This window comes from Rhizobacter sp. SG703, from assembly GCF_012275445.1.
GTDB lineage: Bacteria > Pseudomonadota > Gammaproteobacteria > Burkholderiales > Burkholderiaceae_C > Rhizobacter.
The window spans coordinates 91,204-105,433 of sequence record NZ_JAAZQK010000004.1; the positions used below are offsets into that span (position 1 = coordinate 91,204).

The 14,230-nt window shown below is 67.3% G+C and carries 14 protein-coding genes; 7 read left to right on the forward strand and 7 right to left on the reverse strand.

Annotation, left to right across the window (positions count from 1 at the left end):
• The first annotated feature begins 8 nt into the window (after positions 1-8).
• Positions 9-878: a MurR/RpiR family transcriptional regulator gene (locus FHT26_RS08600; protein ID WP_056817318.1), complete on the forward strand. Its 870-nt coding sequence runs from the start codon at positions 9-11 to the stop codon at positions 876-878.
• A gap of 507 nt (positions 879-1,385) precedes the next feature.
• Here the strand turns inward: FHT26_RS08600 and FHT26_RS08605 are convergent.
• The 6 genes from FHT26_RS08605 to FHT26_RS08630 all read right to left on the reverse strand — a co-directional run bounded on the left by FHT26_RS08605 (position 1,386) and on the right by FHT26_RS08630 (position 5,419).
• A complete protein-coding gene (locus FHT26_RS08605) occupies positions 1,386-1,673 on the reverse strand; it encodes an STAS domain-containing protein (protein WP_168559739.1) in 288 nt (95 codons plus the stop codon).
• 7 nt (positions 1,674-1,680) lie between these two features.
• The gene (locus FHT26_RS08610) at positions 1,681-2,301 is read right to left on the reverse strand and encodes an MlaC/ttg2D family ABC transporter substrate-binding protein (RefSeq protein WP_168559740.1); all 621 of its coding nucleotides are present in this window, start codon (positions 2,299-2,301) and stop codon (positions 1,681-1,683) included.
• Positions 2,302-2,446: 145 nt separating this feature from the next.
• The gene (locus FHT26_RS08615) at positions 2,447-3,292 is read right to left on the reverse strand and encodes an MlaA family lipoprotein (RefSeq protein ID WP_168559741.1); all 846 of its coding nucleotides are present in this window, start codon (positions 3,290-3,292) and stop codon (positions 2,447-2,449) included.
• Complete coding sequence (mlaD, locus tag FHT26_RS08620) at positions 3,289-3,792, reverse strand: outer membrane lipid asymmetry maintenance protein MlaD (RefSeq protein ID WP_056817501.1); 504 nt, start codon at positions 3,790-3,792, stop codon at positions 3,289-3,291. The genes FHT26_RS08615 and mlaD overlap by 4 nt, the downstream gene beginning before the upstream one ends.
• A 14-nt stretch (positions 3,793-3,806) precedes the next feature.
• Positions 3,807-4,589 carry a lipid asymmetry maintenance ABC transporter permease subunit MlaE gene (gene mlaE / locus FHT26_RS08625; protein WP_168559742.1) on the reverse strand — a complete coding sequence of 261 codons (783 nt, stop codon included), beginning with the start codon at positions 4,587-4,589 and terminating at the stop codon, positions 3,807-3,809.
• A complete protein-coding gene (locus FHT26_RS08630; RefSeq protein ID WP_168559743.1) occupies positions 4,586-5,419 on the reverse strand; it encodes an ABC transporter ATP-binding protein in 834 nt (277 codons plus the stop codon). Before FHT26_RS08630 ends, mlaE begins: the two co-directional genes overlap by 4 nt.
• A 182-nt stretch (positions 5,420-5,601) precedes the next feature.
• On the opposite strand from FHT26_RS08630, the gene FHT26_RS08635 reads away from it, so the two are divergent.
• Genes FHT26_RS08635 through FHT26_RS08660 form a run of 6 tightly spaced genes read left to right on the forward strand, consistent with a single transcriptional unit; the run spans position 5,602 to position 12,655 of the window.
• Positions 5,602-6,207, forward strand: coding sequence for a GspH/FimT family pseudopilin (locus tag FHT26_RS08635; RefSeq protein WP_168559744.1), 606 nt, complete (start codon positions 5,602-5,604; stop codon positions 6,205-6,207).
• A gap of 16 nt (positions 6,208-6,223) precedes the next feature.
• Positions 6,224-6,676: a type IV pilus modification protein PilV gene (gene pilV / locus FHT26_RS08640; RefSeq protein ID WP_168559745.1), complete on the forward strand. Its 453-nt coding sequence runs from the start codon at positions 6,224-6,226 to the stop codon at positions 6,674-6,676.
• Between the two features lie 11 nt (positions 6,677-6,687).
• Complete coding sequence (locus FHT26_RS08645; RefSeq protein WP_168560112.1) at positions 6,688-7,866, forward strand: PilW family protein; 1,179 nt, start codon at positions 6,688-6,690, stop codon at positions 7,864-7,866.
• On the forward strand, positions 7,863-8,327 hold the full coding sequence (locus FHT26_RS08650) for a pilus assembly PilX family protein (protein ID WP_168559746.1): 465 nt from the start codon (positions 7,863-7,865) through the stop codon (positions 8,325-8,327). The genes FHT26_RS08645 and FHT26_RS08650 overlap by 4 nt, the downstream gene beginning before the upstream one ends.
• 33 nt (positions 8,328-8,360) lie before the next feature.
• Complete coding sequence (locus FHT26_RS08655; protein ID WP_168559747.1) at positions 8,361-12,179, forward strand: pilus assembly protein; 3,819 nt, start codon at positions 8,361-8,363, stop codon at positions 12,177-12,179.
• A 41-nt stretch (positions 12,180-12,220) separates the two neighbouring features.
• Positions 12,221-12,655 carry a type IV pilin protein gene (locus FHT26_RS08660; RefSeq protein WP_168559748.1) on the forward strand — a complete coding sequence of 145 codons (435 nt, stop codon included), beginning with the start codon at positions 12,221-12,223 and terminating at the stop codon, positions 12,653-12,655.
• Between the two features lie 65 nt (positions 12,656-12,720).
• On the opposite strand, the gene FHT26_RS08665 is transcribed toward FHT26_RS08660, so the two are convergent.
• Positions 12,721-14,199: a glutamate synthase subunit beta gene (locus tag FHT26_RS08665; RefSeq protein ID WP_168559749.1), complete on the reverse strand. Its 1,479-nt coding sequence runs from the start codon at positions 14,197-14,199 to the stop codon at positions 12,721-12,723.
• Positions 14,200-14,230: the final 31 nt, after the last annotated feature.

Below are 14,230 nucleotides of genomic sequence, written 5' to 3' on the forward strand. Positions count from 1 at the left end.
CCTCGACCATGCTGGACCGCATCCGCGCCTCGATCCCGGCGCTTCCCCCTGCGGAACAGCGCGTCGCGAAGCTGGTGCTGGCCGACGCCCGCAGCTTCGCGAGCCTGCCGGTCAGTGAGCTGGCCGACCGGGCGCACGTCAGCAAGCCGACGGTGGTGCGCTTCTGCCGCAGCGTCGGCTACGACGGGCTGGCCGACTTCAAGCGCAAGCTGGCCGGCAGCGTCAACGAAGGTGTGCCCTTCGTGCACCGCGCGGTCGACGAGGACGACAAGCCGGGCGACATCGTCGTGAAGGTGGTCGACAACGCGGTCAGTGCGCTGTTGAAGTACCGGAACGACGCCGCCAGCCTGGCGTTCGATCGCGCGATCACGGTGTTGACCGAAGCCGGCCGTGCCGGGCGGCGCATCGAGTTCTACGGGGTCGGCAATTCGGGCATCGTCGCGCAGGACGCGCAGCACAAGTTCTTCCGGCTGGGCGTCAATGCGCTGGCCATCAGCGACGGCCATGTGCAGGTGATGAGTGCGACGATGCTGCAGCCGGGCGACTGCGTCGTGATCATCTCGAATTCCGGCCGCAGCCGTGACCTGATCGACGTGGCCGACATCGCGCGCAAGAAAGGTGCGACGACGATCGTGATCACCGCGAGCGGTTCGCCGCTGGCGCAGATCGGTCAGTCGGGCAGCAACCAGATCCTGCTGGCGGCCGATCATCCGGAAGACTACGACCGCTACAGCCCGATGGTGTCGCGGCTGCTGCACTTGATCGTGATCGACATCCTGACCACCGGCGTCGCGCTGCGCCTGGGCAGCGAGCTGCGGCCGATGCTGCAGGAGATCAAGCGGAACCTGCGGGCGAAGCGGTACGCGCAGGCTGAGTAGCTTCGGCGTTCGGGTGCGGCAAAGGTGCGGATGGGGAGGCTGGGGCTCGCCGGTCGGTGCGGTCATCGCCCCTGGCGGGGCAATGACTTCCCTCCGCCCTGATTGGCGCTCCCCAGCCTCCCCACCCGCACCTTTGCAAACACCACAGCTCTTTGCGGGAGTTGGGGAAGAGACTGAAGTGACCGACGAGCATGCGAGCGCCCGCACGCTCGTCGGTCACTGCAGTCTTTTCCCCCCAAAAGAGCAGGTGGTGTTGAGCGGCGGGTGAGGGGATGGGGTGGGGGCGATTTCTGAGGCGACGGAGAAGATCGGCTTTGGGGATGGCGCGCGCCAGCGCGCTTCGTGGACTGACTCGCCGGCACTGTTTGACCACAGCGAACGAAGTGAGCGGAGGGAGTTTGCCGGCGCATCCCCAAAGCCGATCTTCTCCGTGGAGTCGGCCCGCCAGGGCCGACCGCCGAGGCATGAGCCCCCACCCCATCCCCTCACCCGCCGCGACGCTGCGGACTACGCGGCAGTCTTCAGCAGCAACCCATCAACACCATAGAGCCGAGCCAGCTCCGCCAGCTTCGCCGGTGCATTGCGCACCGCGAAGCCCTTGCCGAAGGCCTGGGCCAGCCGCTGGCACTCCAGCAGCACGGCCAGCGCCGCCGAATCGAATTGCGCCAAGCCCGAGGCGTCCACCGTCACGGTGGGCTCGGACTGCGTCTTCACTTCCTGCTGCAAGGCCTGCGACAGCATGCGCTGCGTATCGCGGGCCTCGCGCGTCGTCACGGTGGCGGGCAGCAGCAGCATGCGGGCCTCAGCTCTTGCCGCCGCCGGCCGACTTGTTGCGCTCGATCAGCTTGGCGATCAGGCCGTCGATGCCGCCGGCACCGATCTCCTGCGCGAAGCTGTTGCGGTAGTTCTCGACCAGCCACACGCCGAGCACGTTGACGTCGTAGATCTTCCAGCCGTCAGCGGCCTTCTCGAGGCGATAGTCGAGCTGGATCGGATCGCCCTTGCCGCGGATCTCGGTGCGCACGATCACCTCGGTGTCCGCCGGCGTCGAACGCATCGGCTTCAGCTGCACCGTCTGGTCGCGCACCTGCGCGAGCGCACCGGAATACGTGCGCACCAGCAGCGTCTTGAACTCGTCCTGCAGCTTCTTCTGCTGCTCGGGCGTGGCCTGGCGCCAGTAGCGGCCGACGGCCGAGGCCGTCATGCGCTGGAAGTTGACATGCGGCATCACCTTGGCTTCGACCAGCGCCGAGACCTTCTGCACGTCGCCGGCCTGGATCGACTTGTCGGCCTTCGCCGCATCGAGCACCTCGGACGACACCTGCTTGACGAGCTGGTCCGGCGCCTGCTGCGCGAACGTGGCGGCACTGGCGACCAGCAGCGTGGCGGCGGAGATCCATCTGACGATTTGTCGGCTGAGCATCTGTGGTTCCTTTCTGGGAAGAGCCTCGCAGCTCGGTGCGGGCACGTTAACCGGAGTTCGCGGCGCCTGCGCCGCGGCCCGGTATGACCTCAACGGCGACGGGTGTCTGCCGGTTGGCCGCCGGATCGTTTCCGGCAGGTGAAGTTCATGGCTTGGGTCCCGACGCAGGCGCCGCCGGTGCAGGGGCGGAAGCCCCGTCAGCCGCGGCCGCGGGCGCGTCGGCTGGCACCGCATCCTGGTCGTAGCGTTCGTCCTTCGATTCCGGCACCTCGCCGTCGTAGACCAAGCTGCGTCGGCGCTGCAGGTAGGCGTCGCGGATGAAGGTGTACTTGTCGAGCGCGATGTCGTCGAGCATGCCGGTCGCGCCGAGCAGCGCGGCACGCTCGTTGACGAAGCCGACGCCGACCACGGCGTAGCGGGCCAGGCTGTCGTTGAAGGCCAGCGCCGGCGACACCGAGCGGTCGACCGGCAGCGCGAACGAGTCGCGCAGCGTCGACGGCCCGAAGAACGGCCACACCACGTACGGGCCCGACGGCACGCCCCAGCGGCCGAACGTCTGCCCGAGGTCCTCGTTGTGCCGGTCCAGCCCCATCTCGGTCGCGACGTCGAAGAAGCCGCCGAGGCCGAAGATCGTGTTGGTGGTCACGCGCATCACGTCCTGCATGCCGTCGTTGACCTTGCCCTGCAGCACGTTGTTGAACGCCGACCACAGGTCGGACACGTTGCCGAAGATGTTGCTGATGCCACGGCGCGTCGGCTGCGGCACCACATCGCGGTAGGTGGTGGCCACCGGCTTCAGCACCGCAGTGTCGAGCGTGTCGTTGAAGTTGTAGACCTTGCGGTTCCAGCTCTCCCACGGGTCGACGCGCTGCACCGGCTTGCCGTCGGGGCCGGGCGCGGTGGTCGCGCAACCGGTCAGCAGCGCGAGCCATGCCAGCGCGAGGCCGGCGAAGGCCAACCGCAACGGTGACTGCCAAGCCCGCAGGTTCACTTCTTCGCTCCGCTGGCCGGCGCCGCCGCGGCGGCCGGGGCGCCGGAATCGGCAGCCTTGCTGTACAGGAACTGGCTGATCAGGTTCTCGAGCACCACCGCCGACTGCGTCTGGCTGATGACGTCGCCGGCCGCGAGGTTCTTCTCTTCGGCGCCGGCCTCGAGGCCGATGTACTGCTCGCCGAGCAGGCCTGACGTGAGGATCTTGGCCGAGCTGTCCTTCGGGAACGCGAACTTCTTCTGCAGCTGCAGCACGACGCGCGCCTGGTAGCTCTTGTCGTCGAAGCCGATCGACTCGACCCGGCCCACGACCACGCCGGCGCTCTTGACCGCCGCGCGCGGCTTGAGCCCGCCGATGTTGTCGAACTTGGTGATCACCGTGTAGGTCTCGTCGAAGTTCAGGCTCAGCAGGTTGCCGGCCTTCAACGCGAGGAACAACACCGCTGCCGCGCCGATCAGCACGAACAGGCCCACCCACACATCGTGACGAGATTTCTGCATCGTCGCCTCTTTCTTCAAATCGAGAACATCATGGCCGTGAGCACGAAATCGAGCCCCAGCGTTGCAAGCGATGCCATCACGACGGTGCGCGTGGTGGCGGCGGAAACGCCTTCAGGCGTCGGCTTGCAGTTGTAGCCCTGCAGCAGCGCGATGAAGGTGACGGTGAAACCGAAGACGACGCTCTTGATCACGCCGTTGCCGACGTCGGCCCAGACATCGACCCCGCCCTGCATCTGCGACCAGAACGAGCCGGCGTCGATGCCGATCAGCGGCACCGCGACCAGCCAGCCGCCGAGGATGCCGACCGCGCTGAACACCGCCGCGAGGAACGGCATCGCGATCACGCCGCCCCAGAAGCGCGGTGCGAGCACGCGCTTGACCGGGTCGACCGCCATCATCTCCATCGCGGCGAGCTGCTCGCCGGCCTTCATCAGGCCGATCTCGGCCGTCAGCGAGGTGCCGGCGCGGCCGGCGAACAGCAACGCGGTCACGACCGGGCCCAGCTCGCGCACCAGCGACAGCGCGACCAGCAGGCCCACCGCCTCGGCCGAGCCGTAGCGCTGCAGCGTGTAGTAGCCCTGCAGCGCCAGCACGAAGCCGACGAAGAGACCCGACACCGTGATGATCGACAGCGAGCGGTTGCCGAGGAAGAACACCTGGTCGCTGACCAGGCGCGGGCGCGCGAAGCTCGCGCTGCCGAGGCCGCCGAGCCGGAAGAACAGCCGCGCGGCGTCTCCGATGCCGGCGAGCTTGCTGCGCACCGCGAAGCCGATGTCGGCGGGGTTGTACCAGCTCATCGGGCCGCTCCTGCGCCGAAGTCTTCTTCGACCGACACGGCCGGGTAGTGGAAGCGCACCGGCCCGTCGGTCTGCGCGTTGACGAACTGCTGCACCAGCGGGTCGTCGCTCGCGCGCATCTCGGCCGGCGAGCCCTGGGCCGCGATCTTGCCGTTGGCGACGAACACGATGTGGTCGGCGATCAGGAAGGTCTCGGCCACGTCGTGCGAGACGACGATGCTGGTGACGCCGAGCGCGTGGTTCAGGTCCTTGATCAGCGTCGCCGCGACGCTCATCGAAATCGGGTCGAGGCCGGCGAACGGCTCGTCGTACATGATCAGGTCGGGGTCGAGCGCGATCGCGCGCGCCAGCGCGACGCGGCGCGCCATGCCGCCGGACACCTGCGACGGCAGCAGGTCGCGTGCGCCGCGCAGGCCGACCGCGTTGAGCTTCATCAGCACCAGGTCGCGGATCATCGACTCGCCGAGGTTGGTGTGCTCGCGCAGCGGGAACGCGACGTTGTCGAACACCGACAGGTCGGTGAACAGCGCGCCGAACTGGAACAGCATGCCCATGCGCCGGCGCATCGCGTGCAGGCCCTGTGCATCGAGCGTCGCGATGTCGACGCCGTCGAACAGCACCTGGCCCTTGATCGGCTGCAGCTGGCGCCCGATCAGGCGCAGCACCGTGGTCTTGCCGCCGCCCGAGGTGCCCATCAGCGCGAGCACCTTGCCTCGCGGCACGCTGAGGTTGACGTTCTCGAGGATGATCCGGTCGCCGTAGCCGCACGTCACGTCGCGCAGCTCGATCAGGACAGGCGCGGCTGGCGCCGCGGTGGGGGGGGTCGACATGGATCGGAACCGGCGGCCCGTTGGGGCGGACGTCTGTAGCGAAGCCGCAATGATAGGGGAAAGCCCGCGCCCCTCGTTTCCGGCCCGTTGTCCGGTTTCATCGACAGACGGCGACTTCCGCCTGATGTCCGGCGCCCGCCTTGCAGGATGCACCACGGATAATTTGCGCAGAGGAAGGACCCATGGCCACCACACACTCCAACACAAATTACAGCATGCGACACGCCCGGCGCGCGCGCGGCTTCACCTTGATCGAGCTGCTGGTCACCCTGGTGGTCATGGCCATCCTGGTCACCATCGCCGCCCCATCGTTCAGCCGGTTGATCGCCTCGAACCGGCTGACGAGCCAGACCAACGAATTCATCCTCGCGCTGAACCTGGCACGCTCCGAGGCCACGCGGCGCGGGCAGCCGGTGACGCTGCTGGCCACGGCCACCGCCACCCCGGTGTTCCAGTCCGGCTGGCAGATTTTCACCGACGCCAACGGCAATGGCGCCAAGGGATCGACCGCTGAGGACGGCAACGTGCTCCGCGAAAGCGCGGCCGTGACGGGCAACACGACGATCACGCGCGTGACGAAGAGCGGCTCCACCTACCCCACGGCCACCGCCAGCGACACGCCCGACCGCATGTACCTGACGTTCAACGCCCTCGGCAGCAAGTTGTCCGGCGGGATCGCCTACTTCAAGGTCTGCGACTCGTCCATCTCGTCGCTGCCGGGCCGCGTCATCCAGGTGTCGCTGGTCGGCCGGGCCTCCCTCTATGCCAACAACGTTTCCTGCCCGTGACAAGGACTGGACTGACATGCAGCTGAATCGCAGCCCCCGCAAACGGCGCCAATCGGGCGTCAGCATGATCGAACTGCTGGTCGCGTTCGTGATCTTCTCGTTCGGCATGCTCGGCCTGGCCGGCCTGCAGAGCCGGACCCTCTCGTACAACCAGAGTTCGCTGTTCCGTTCGCAGGCCACCGCGCTGGCGGACGACATCCTCGACCGCATGCGCGTCGACCGCGACAACGCGCTGGCCCTGCGGTGGAACACCGAGCTCGCCAGCACGTCGTCGTCGATCACGCCGCTGACCTACATCTACCAGACGGACCTGAAGGACTGGAAGGAACAGATCGAAGCCCTGCTGCCGGACGGCAAGGGCCGCATCGCCGTGGCGGCCGACCGGTCGGTGACGATCGAGATCGAATGGCTCGACAACCGCACCGCGGATTCGCCGCGCCAGAGTTTCACCACCGTGAGCCGGTTTTGAAAGGGCTTCCCATGACATTGCAGACTTCCGCGCCGCCGCGGCTGCGCCAGGCCGGCTTCTCGCTGGTCGAAATGATGGTGGCCCTGACGCTGGGCCTCGTGCTGACCGGCGTGATGACCGCCGTCTACCTGACGAGCAAGAGCGCCACGCGGCGTGTCGACCAGCTGAGCACGCTGCAGCAGAACGTGCGGCTGGCCTTCCAGTTCCTGTCGTCGGACGCGCGCATGGTGGGCTACCAGGGCTGCTTCACGAACCGCACGTCCGGCTTCACGAATTCGCTGGCGGTCGGCCTGGCCACCAACTTCGCGGTCGGCGTCGAAGGCTACAAGTACAACCTCTCCGGATCGGCGCTGACGCTGAGCAGCAGCAACCCGGCGGATGTCACCACGGCCGCCTCGTGGGTCAACAACACCGCCGGGACGAGCAACACCATCCCGGTCACGTCGATCTCCAGCGTCGGCCTGACGCCCGGCAGCGACGTGCTCGTGATCCGGACGGTGTCCGGAGCTCCGATCCGCCTCACTGCCGCAGCCGTGGGTTCTGCGACGTCAGTGAGCATCGAGGACAACGGCGCGCCCGGAAAATGCCTCGATGGCACGACCAGCAAGGTGTCGGGCCTGTGCACCGGCAGCTATGCATTGATCGCCAACTGTTCGAGCGCCCAGGCGTTCCGGGTCTCTTCCGCCGCCACCACGCTGGGCGTGACCGGCGGCTTGAACGCCAGCAACGTCTATCCGCAGGCCTCCACCGAGGTGTTTCCGCTGCAGACCGTCGTCTACTACGTCAGGAGCTCGGGCAGCGGCACCGGTACGTCGCTCTACCGGCGCACCTTCGATGGCCAGACGACCACGCCCGGCGCGGCGGATACAGGCGTCGAGCAGGAACTGATCGAGGGCGTCGAGAACCTGCAGGTGCGCTTCGGCCTGGACACCACGACCGAGCCCGACGGCGTCATCGACGGCAGCTATGTGGCGGCGAACGCGGTCGGCGACTGGTCGCGCGTCCTCGCGGTGCGCATGAGCCTGTTGACCCACGGCCCTGCCGCCGCGGAAGCCGATGTGACGTTGCCTGCCACCGGCAAGGTCGGCGACGTCACCGTCACCTACCCGACCAGCGGAACGCGCTTCGACCGCCGCGTGTTCAGCACCACGGTCGCCGTCCGCAACAAGATCACCTACGCGTCGCCATGAAACTCAAGACCCTGAAGGCCGCCCGTCCCCAGCAGGGCGCGATCCTGATCATCATGATGGTGATGCTGGTGCTGATCACGCTGATCACCGTGTCGAGCCTGCGCTCGACGGCGCTGGACGAGCGCATGGCCGGCAACGCACGCGACCGCAACAAGGCCTTGCAGGCTGCCGAAGCGGCCGTCCGGGCCTGCCTGCTGCAGGCGACCTCGTCGCCGCCCACCTACCCGGCCAACAAGATCCTGCTGCCGACTTCTCCGCCAACGGCGGCCAACTGGGACACCGACGCCACGTGGACCGCCAGCGGCGTCGACGTGACGATGACGGGGGCCGGCCTCGCGTCCGACCCGCGCTGCCTGGTCGAGAACATCGGCGGCGGCACCAGTTTCAGGGTCACCGCACGCGCGGTCGGCGGCTCGGACCTCAGCGTCGTGATGCTGCAAGCCACTTATTCGGCGGACTGAGCGCAAGCCCGGTCGCCCCAACGGAGAACGATGATGAAAACCCCCTCCCGCCACTGGATGCAGCCAAAGCGCGTCGCCGCCGCGGTGATCCTGGAAGTGCTGCTGGTGCACGCCGTGTTTCCCGCCTACGCCACGGTGTCGCAGATCCCCGGCATCTATGTCCCGCCACCGTTGCCCAACGTGATGTACACGCTGGACGATTCCGGCTCGATGACCTCGGATGCGATCCCTGACTTCGCCCGCTGCACCGCCGGCATGCCCGACAGTTCGTCGCTGACCGACAGCTCCAATTGCGGTAAATGGAACGAAGGAGGCAACGGCTCGCAACTGCCGTCGATGTGGAAGAACGGTTCGGGATACCTGTCGACCACTTACTATCACAGCAACAACGCCATCGCGCGCTACATGCGTTCGTCGTCGGGCAACCCGCTCTACTACAACCCGAAGGTGACCTACCTGCCTTGGCCGGACGCGTCGGACGACACCAAGCGCATGGCCAATGCCAATGTCAAGGCGGTCAACATCGACGCCCTGGATCCGACGCAAACCGGCCGCCGGCTCGACCTGACGGTACAGCAAGGCAACGTCGGCTCCGCCAGCCAGGACGACAGTTACTGGCTCGCAACGTACTACGTCTACACCGACGATGTGGCGAACCCCTTGCCTGCGGCCAACCCGAACACGTCGCTCAACATGGCGTCGAAGTTCGTCAAATACGAGGTGAAGCCCGGCGTCGCCACTTACCCGCGCGACGCCGCGCGCACCGATTGCAGCGGCGCCACCTGCACCTACGCCGAAGAACTGCAGAACTTCGCCAACTGGCTGCAGTACTACCGCAGCCGCATGCTGATGGCCAAGGGCGGCGTGTCGGCGGCATTCGCGCAGCAAGGCACGAACCTGCGCGTCGGCTTCACGACCATCAACCAGAACAGTTCCACCCCGCGCCGGCCCGTGGCCCAGTTCAGCGGCAGCAACCGCAGCGGGTTCTACAGCGATCTCTACAAGATCGGCAACAACGGCAGCACGCCGTTGCGCCTGGCGATGGACAACGTCGGCAAGTACTTCCTGGGCACGACAACCGCGAGCCCGTGGGCCGAGGACACTTCCAAGCTGGCGGGCAGCGCGGACTCATGCCGCCGCTCCTTCCATATCCTGAGCACCGACGGCTTCTGGAACGGTTCCGACGCCAGTTCTCCCGCCAACAACAACAACGACAACTTCACCGGTTCGACCCCGGTGCCGTACGGCGGCACGGTCGGCTACCCCTATACCGACACCGGCACCGCGGGAACGCTGGCGGCCCGCTTCTCGGTCAGCCCGTTCAACGACAACAACACGGCCAACGTCAACACGCTGGCCGACGTGGCGGCGTACTACTGGAAGACCGACCTGCAGACCGGCGTCGACAACCGGATCTCGGCTTCGACCCGTGACCCGGCCTTCTGGCAGCACCTGACCACTTTCACCGTCGGCCTGGGCATCAGCGGGACCGGCAAGGTGCGACCGAAGACCGCCGCGACCGACACCAATGTGTTCGGGCAGTACATCGTGCCGCTGTCGACCTCGTCGACGTCTCCGTATTACCCGTACCGCGGGCAGACCTGGTTGTCGTCGCAGGGCCTGCGCGACCTGCTGGTGACGGACAAGGTCGAGATGATCTGGTCCCACGCGACCGGCGATTCCGCCGAGACCGGCGACGACCTGATCCACGCCTCGATCAACGGGCATGGACGTTATTTCTCGGCCACCAACCCGACCCAGCTGTCCGCCGGCATCGCGTCGGCGCTGAGCGAGGCCGTCAACCAGCCCCAGGCCACCGCGAACCTCGAAACCAGCACCGGTTCAGCGGCCGCGGGCACCCAGGTGTTCCAGGGCGTCTACAACCCCTATGGCTGGGCTGGCCGCCTGTACTCGTTCCCGCTCGCCGCCAACGGCACGGTGAACACCGACCCGACGAAGGCGAACTGGGAAGTGTCCAAGGCGATGCCGACCCCTGCCAATCGCAACATCTTCACCTGGAACCCGCTCGCGTCGCCGAAGGTCGCCGTGCCGTTCACCTGGGCCGGCCTCAACGGCACCCAGCGCACCGCGCTGGGCAACGACCAGAACGTGCTCGACTGGCTGCGCGGCAGCGGCACGAATGAGGCCCAGAACGGTGGCTCGTTGCGCGACCGCGTGCGCGACACCGCCACCAGCGGGGTGCTCGGCGACATCGTCGGCGGCGGCCCGATCAAGGGCCCCGATGACGGTGGCGGCTACCAGCGCATGAAGGCCGGTACGCCCGGCCAGGACAGCTACGCGGCATTCCGCTCGACCTCGTCGACCGCGCTCGACAACATGCGCTCGACGCTGTTCTTCGGTGCGAACGACGGCATGCTGCACGCCGTCAATACCGCCAACGGCGTCGAGCGCTTTGCTTTCGTGCCCAACTCGGTCTTCAGCGTGCCCCGCACGCTGTACTCGGGCAGCGTGCAGACGGTGCAGAAGCTGAAGACCTTGAGCGACCCGTCCTACAGCCACCTGTTCACCGTGAACGGTCCGCCGCAGCTCGCCGATGCGTACGTTGGCGCCTCCGTCCCGGCGTGGAAGACGGTGCTGGTGGGCTCCACCGGGGCCGGCGCGCGCTCGGTGTTCGGGGTGGACGTCACCAACCCGGCCGTCGGTACCGGCGGGTTCGGTGCCAGCAACATCATGTGGGAGTTCTCCGGCGACGACAGCACCAACACGAGCGCCGGCTACATGGGCAGCGTGATCGCCTACCCGCACGTGGCGCAGATGCGAGACGGCACCTGGGTCGCGATGTTCGGCAACGGCTACGACAGCGCCAACGGCCAGGCGACGCTGTTCCTGCTGAACCTGCAGACCGGCGCGATCGTCTGGCAGCAACCGGTCGGTACGACCGGCATCGGCAACGGCCTCAGCCAGCCGAACTTCCTGTTGAACGCGAACCGCGAAGTCGTGGCCATCTATGCCGGCGACCTGAAGGGCAACCTGTGGAAGTTCGACGTGGACGATGCGGTCCGCTCCAACTGGAAAGTTGCGTTCGGCGGCCAGCCGCTGTTCGCCGGCAGCGCCAACCAGCCGATCACGGTGATGCCGGAGATCAGCTTCCACACGAGCGCCGGTGGCCAGCTCATCACGTTCGGCACCGGCAAGCTCTACGAAACGGAAGACACCGCCAGCAGCGTGGCGACGAACGTCAACCTGAACACCCAGGCCATCTACGGCATCTGGGACAAGCCGGGAGCGACCGCCGGCATCAGCGGCACCTCGACGCTGGTGGCGCAGACCGTGACGGCGAGCACCTTCCCGTCGTTCCAGGGCACCAGCTCGAACACCGTCGACTGGTCGACCAAGCGTGGCTGGTACCTCAACCTGACCGCAGGCAGCGGCGAACGGGTCAACGTGAATCCCCAGCAGCAAGGGCGCGTGCTGTTCGTGGTCGCCAACACGCCGTCGACCCAGCCGTGCAGCGCCGGCGGCATCGCGCGCATCTTCACGTTGGACCCGATCACCGGCCAGGCGCCCACCTTCAGCGTGTTCGACGCCAATCGCGACAATTCGATCAACAGCTCCGATGCGGGCGCGAACGTGCGCCAGGTCGCCGGCGGCATCCTGTCGCTGCCGAAGATCCTCGGCAAGCAGACCGCCACCGGCATCACGCTCGAAGCCGCCACCAGCCGAGGCCAGACCGGCGCCAACCTGGGCGGTGTCGAGCTCGACAAGACCGTGCCCTGCACGGGCGGCGGCACCGGGACGCTGGTGGCCGGCGTCTCCGACACGACCACGGCCAGCGAGAGCGTCAAGACCTGCGACGGGAAGGCCCGCGTGACCTGGCGCCAGATCCGATGAACCGCCACATCCACAGCACCGAGACTCCAGGGAACCTGATCATGCACCGCTACAGAACCAGCGCCGCCGGCTTCACCTTGATGGAGCTGATGATCACGGTGGCGATCGTCGGCATCCTCGCCGCCATCGCCTATCCGTCGTACACCGAGCAGGTCGCCCGAAGCCGGCGGGCCGATGCCAAGGCGGCATTGATGGACGCGGCGCATTGGATGGAGCGCCAGTACACGGTGAGCAGCAGCTATGCCGCCATCACCGATTCGTCGTTGCCGCCGTTGAGGTCGCCGTTGTCGAACTACTACACGCTGTCGCTCGGGACGGCTTCGGCAGCCTCGGCTCCGACCGCCTCCGCCTACTGGTTGCGGGTGGTGCCGAGGGGCACGATGAGCAACGACCGATGCGGCACGATGTCGATCGACAGCAAGGGCCTGCCCACCGTGTCGGGCACGCCGGGCCTGGACGGCTGCTGGAACCGCTGAAGGCACGAAGGGCGGCAGGCACTCGGCGCGCCTGCCGCCCTCGCTGACGTGTCGACTCTCCCGGCTCAGCGCGGCAGGTCGCTCGTCCCCATCAGGAACTCATCGACCGCACGGGCCGCCTGCCGCCCTTCGCGGATCGCCCACACCACCAGCGACTGGCCGCGGCGCACATCGCCGGCCGCGAACACCTTCGCGACGTTGGTGGCATAGCCCCCGGTGAAGTCGGTGCCGGCGCGCGCATTGCCGCGTGCATCCTTGTCGACCCCGAATGCATCGAGCACGCTCGCGACCGGGCTGACGAAACCCATCGCCAGCAGCACCAGGTCGGCCGGCAGCGTCTGCTCGCTGCCCGGCACCTCGGTCATCTTGCCGCCCTGCCACTCGACGCGCACCGCCTTCAGCGCCTTCAGCTTGCCCTTGTCCTTGCCTTCGCCGCCGATGAACTCCTTGGTGGCGATCGCGAACTCGCGCTCGCAGCCTTCTTCATGGCTGGAGCTGGTGCGCAACTTGATCGGCCAGTAGGGCCACACCAGCGGCTTGTCCTCCTGCTCGGGTGGCATCGGCAGCAGCTCGAACTGCGTGACGCTCTTCGCGCCGTGGCGGTTGCTGGTGCCCACGCAATCGCTGCCGGTGTCGCCGCCGCCGATCACGATCACGTGCTTGCCGTCGGCGCGCAACTGGCTCTTCAGCTTGTCGCCGGCATTCAACTTGTTCTGCTGCGGCAGGAACTCCATCGCGAAATGCACGCCGTCGAGCTCGCGCCCCGGCACCGGCAGGTCGCGCGACTGCTCGGCACCGCCGGCCAGCACGACCGCATCGAACTGCGCCTGCAGCTCGTCGGGCGCGATGCTCTCCTTCGCCCAGTTGGTCACCTTGCTGCCCTCGGGCAGCTTGCCGACGATCACGCCGGTGCGGAACTGCACGCCCTCGGCCTGCATCTGCTCGACACGGCGGTCGATGTGCGACTTCTCCATCTTGAAATCGGGGATGCCGTAGCGCAGCAGGCCGCCGACGCGGTCGTTCTTCTCGAACACCGTCACGTCATGGCCGACGCGTGCGAGCTGCTGCGCGGCGGCAAGGCCGGCCGGGCCGGAGCCGACGATCGCGACCTTCTTGCCGGTCTTTGCCTTCGGCGGCCGCGCCTTGACCCAGCCCTCTGCCCACGCGCGGTCGATGATCGCGTGCTCGATGCTCTTGATGCCGACCGCGTCGTCGTTGACGTTCAGCGTGCAGGCCGCTTCGCACGGTGCGGGGCAGATGCGCCCGGTGAACTCCGGGAAGTTGTTCGTCGAGTGCAGCACGTCGATGGCATTGCGCCATTCGTTGCGGTACACGAGGTCGTTGAAGTCCGGAATGATGTTGTTGACCGGACAGCCGTTGTTGCAGAAGGGCGTGCCGCAGTCCATGCAGCGCGCGGCCTGGATCTTCGACTCGTCCGCCTTGAGCCCGATCACGAACTCGTTGTAGTTCTTCAGGCGCGTCTGCACGGGCGCGTAGCCCTCTTCCAGGCGCTCGTACTCCATGAAGCCGGTGACTTTTCCCATGATCTCTTGCTACTCCGGTGGGTTGGGCTGG

Coding starts and splice junctions, on each gene's coding strand:
- FHT26_RS08655 (WP_168559747.1), top strand. CDS start 8,361: ATGAAAACCCCCTCCCGCCACTGGATGCAGCCAAAGCGCGTCGCCGCC.
- FHT26_RS08630 (WP_168559743.1), bottom strand. CDS start 5,419: ATGTCGACCCCCCCCACCGCGGCGCCAGCCGCGCCTGTCCTGATCGAG.
- FHT26_RS08660 (WP_168559748.1), top strand. CDS start 12,221: ATGCACCGCTACAGAACCAGCGCCGCCGGCTTCACCTTGATGGAGCTG.
- FHT26_RS08665 (WP_168559749.1), bottom strand. CDS start 14,199: ATGGGAAAAGTCACCGGCTTCATGGAGTACGAGCGCCTGGAAGAGGGC.
- FHT26_RS08650 (WP_168559746.1), top strand. CDS start 7,863: ATGAAACTCAAGACCCTGAAGGCCGCCCGTCCCCAGCAGGGCGCGATC.
- pilV (WP_168559745.1), top strand. CDS start 6,224: ATGCAGCTGAATCGCAGCCCCCGCAAACGGCGCCAATCGGGCGTCAGC.
- FHT26_RS08635 (WP_168559744.1), top strand. CDS start 5,602: ATGGCCACCACACACTCCAACACAAATTACAGCATGCGACACGCCCGG.
- FHT26_RS08600 (WP_056817318.1), top strand. CDS start 9: ATGCTGGACCGCATCCGCGCCTCGATCCCGGCGCTTCCCCCTGCGGAA.
- FHT26_RS08610 (WP_168559740.1), bottom strand. CDS start 2,301: ATGCTCAGCCGACAAATCGTCAGATGGATCTCCGCCGCCACGCTGCTG.
- FHT26_RS08645 (WP_168560112.1), top strand. CDS start 6,688: ATGACATTGCAGACTTCCGCGCCGCCGCGGCTGCGCCAGGCCGGCTTC.
- mlaE (WP_168559742.1), bottom strand. CDS start 4,589: ATGAGCTGGTACAACCCCGCCGACATCGGCTTCGCGGTGCGCAGCAAG.
- mlaD (WP_056817501.1), bottom strand. CDS start 3,792: ATGCAGAAATCTCGTCACGATGTGTGGGTGGGCCTGTTCGTGCTGATC.
- FHT26_RS08605 (WP_168559739.1), bottom strand. CDS start 1,673: ATGCTGCTGCTGCCCGCCACCGTGACGACGCGCGAGGCCCGCGATACG.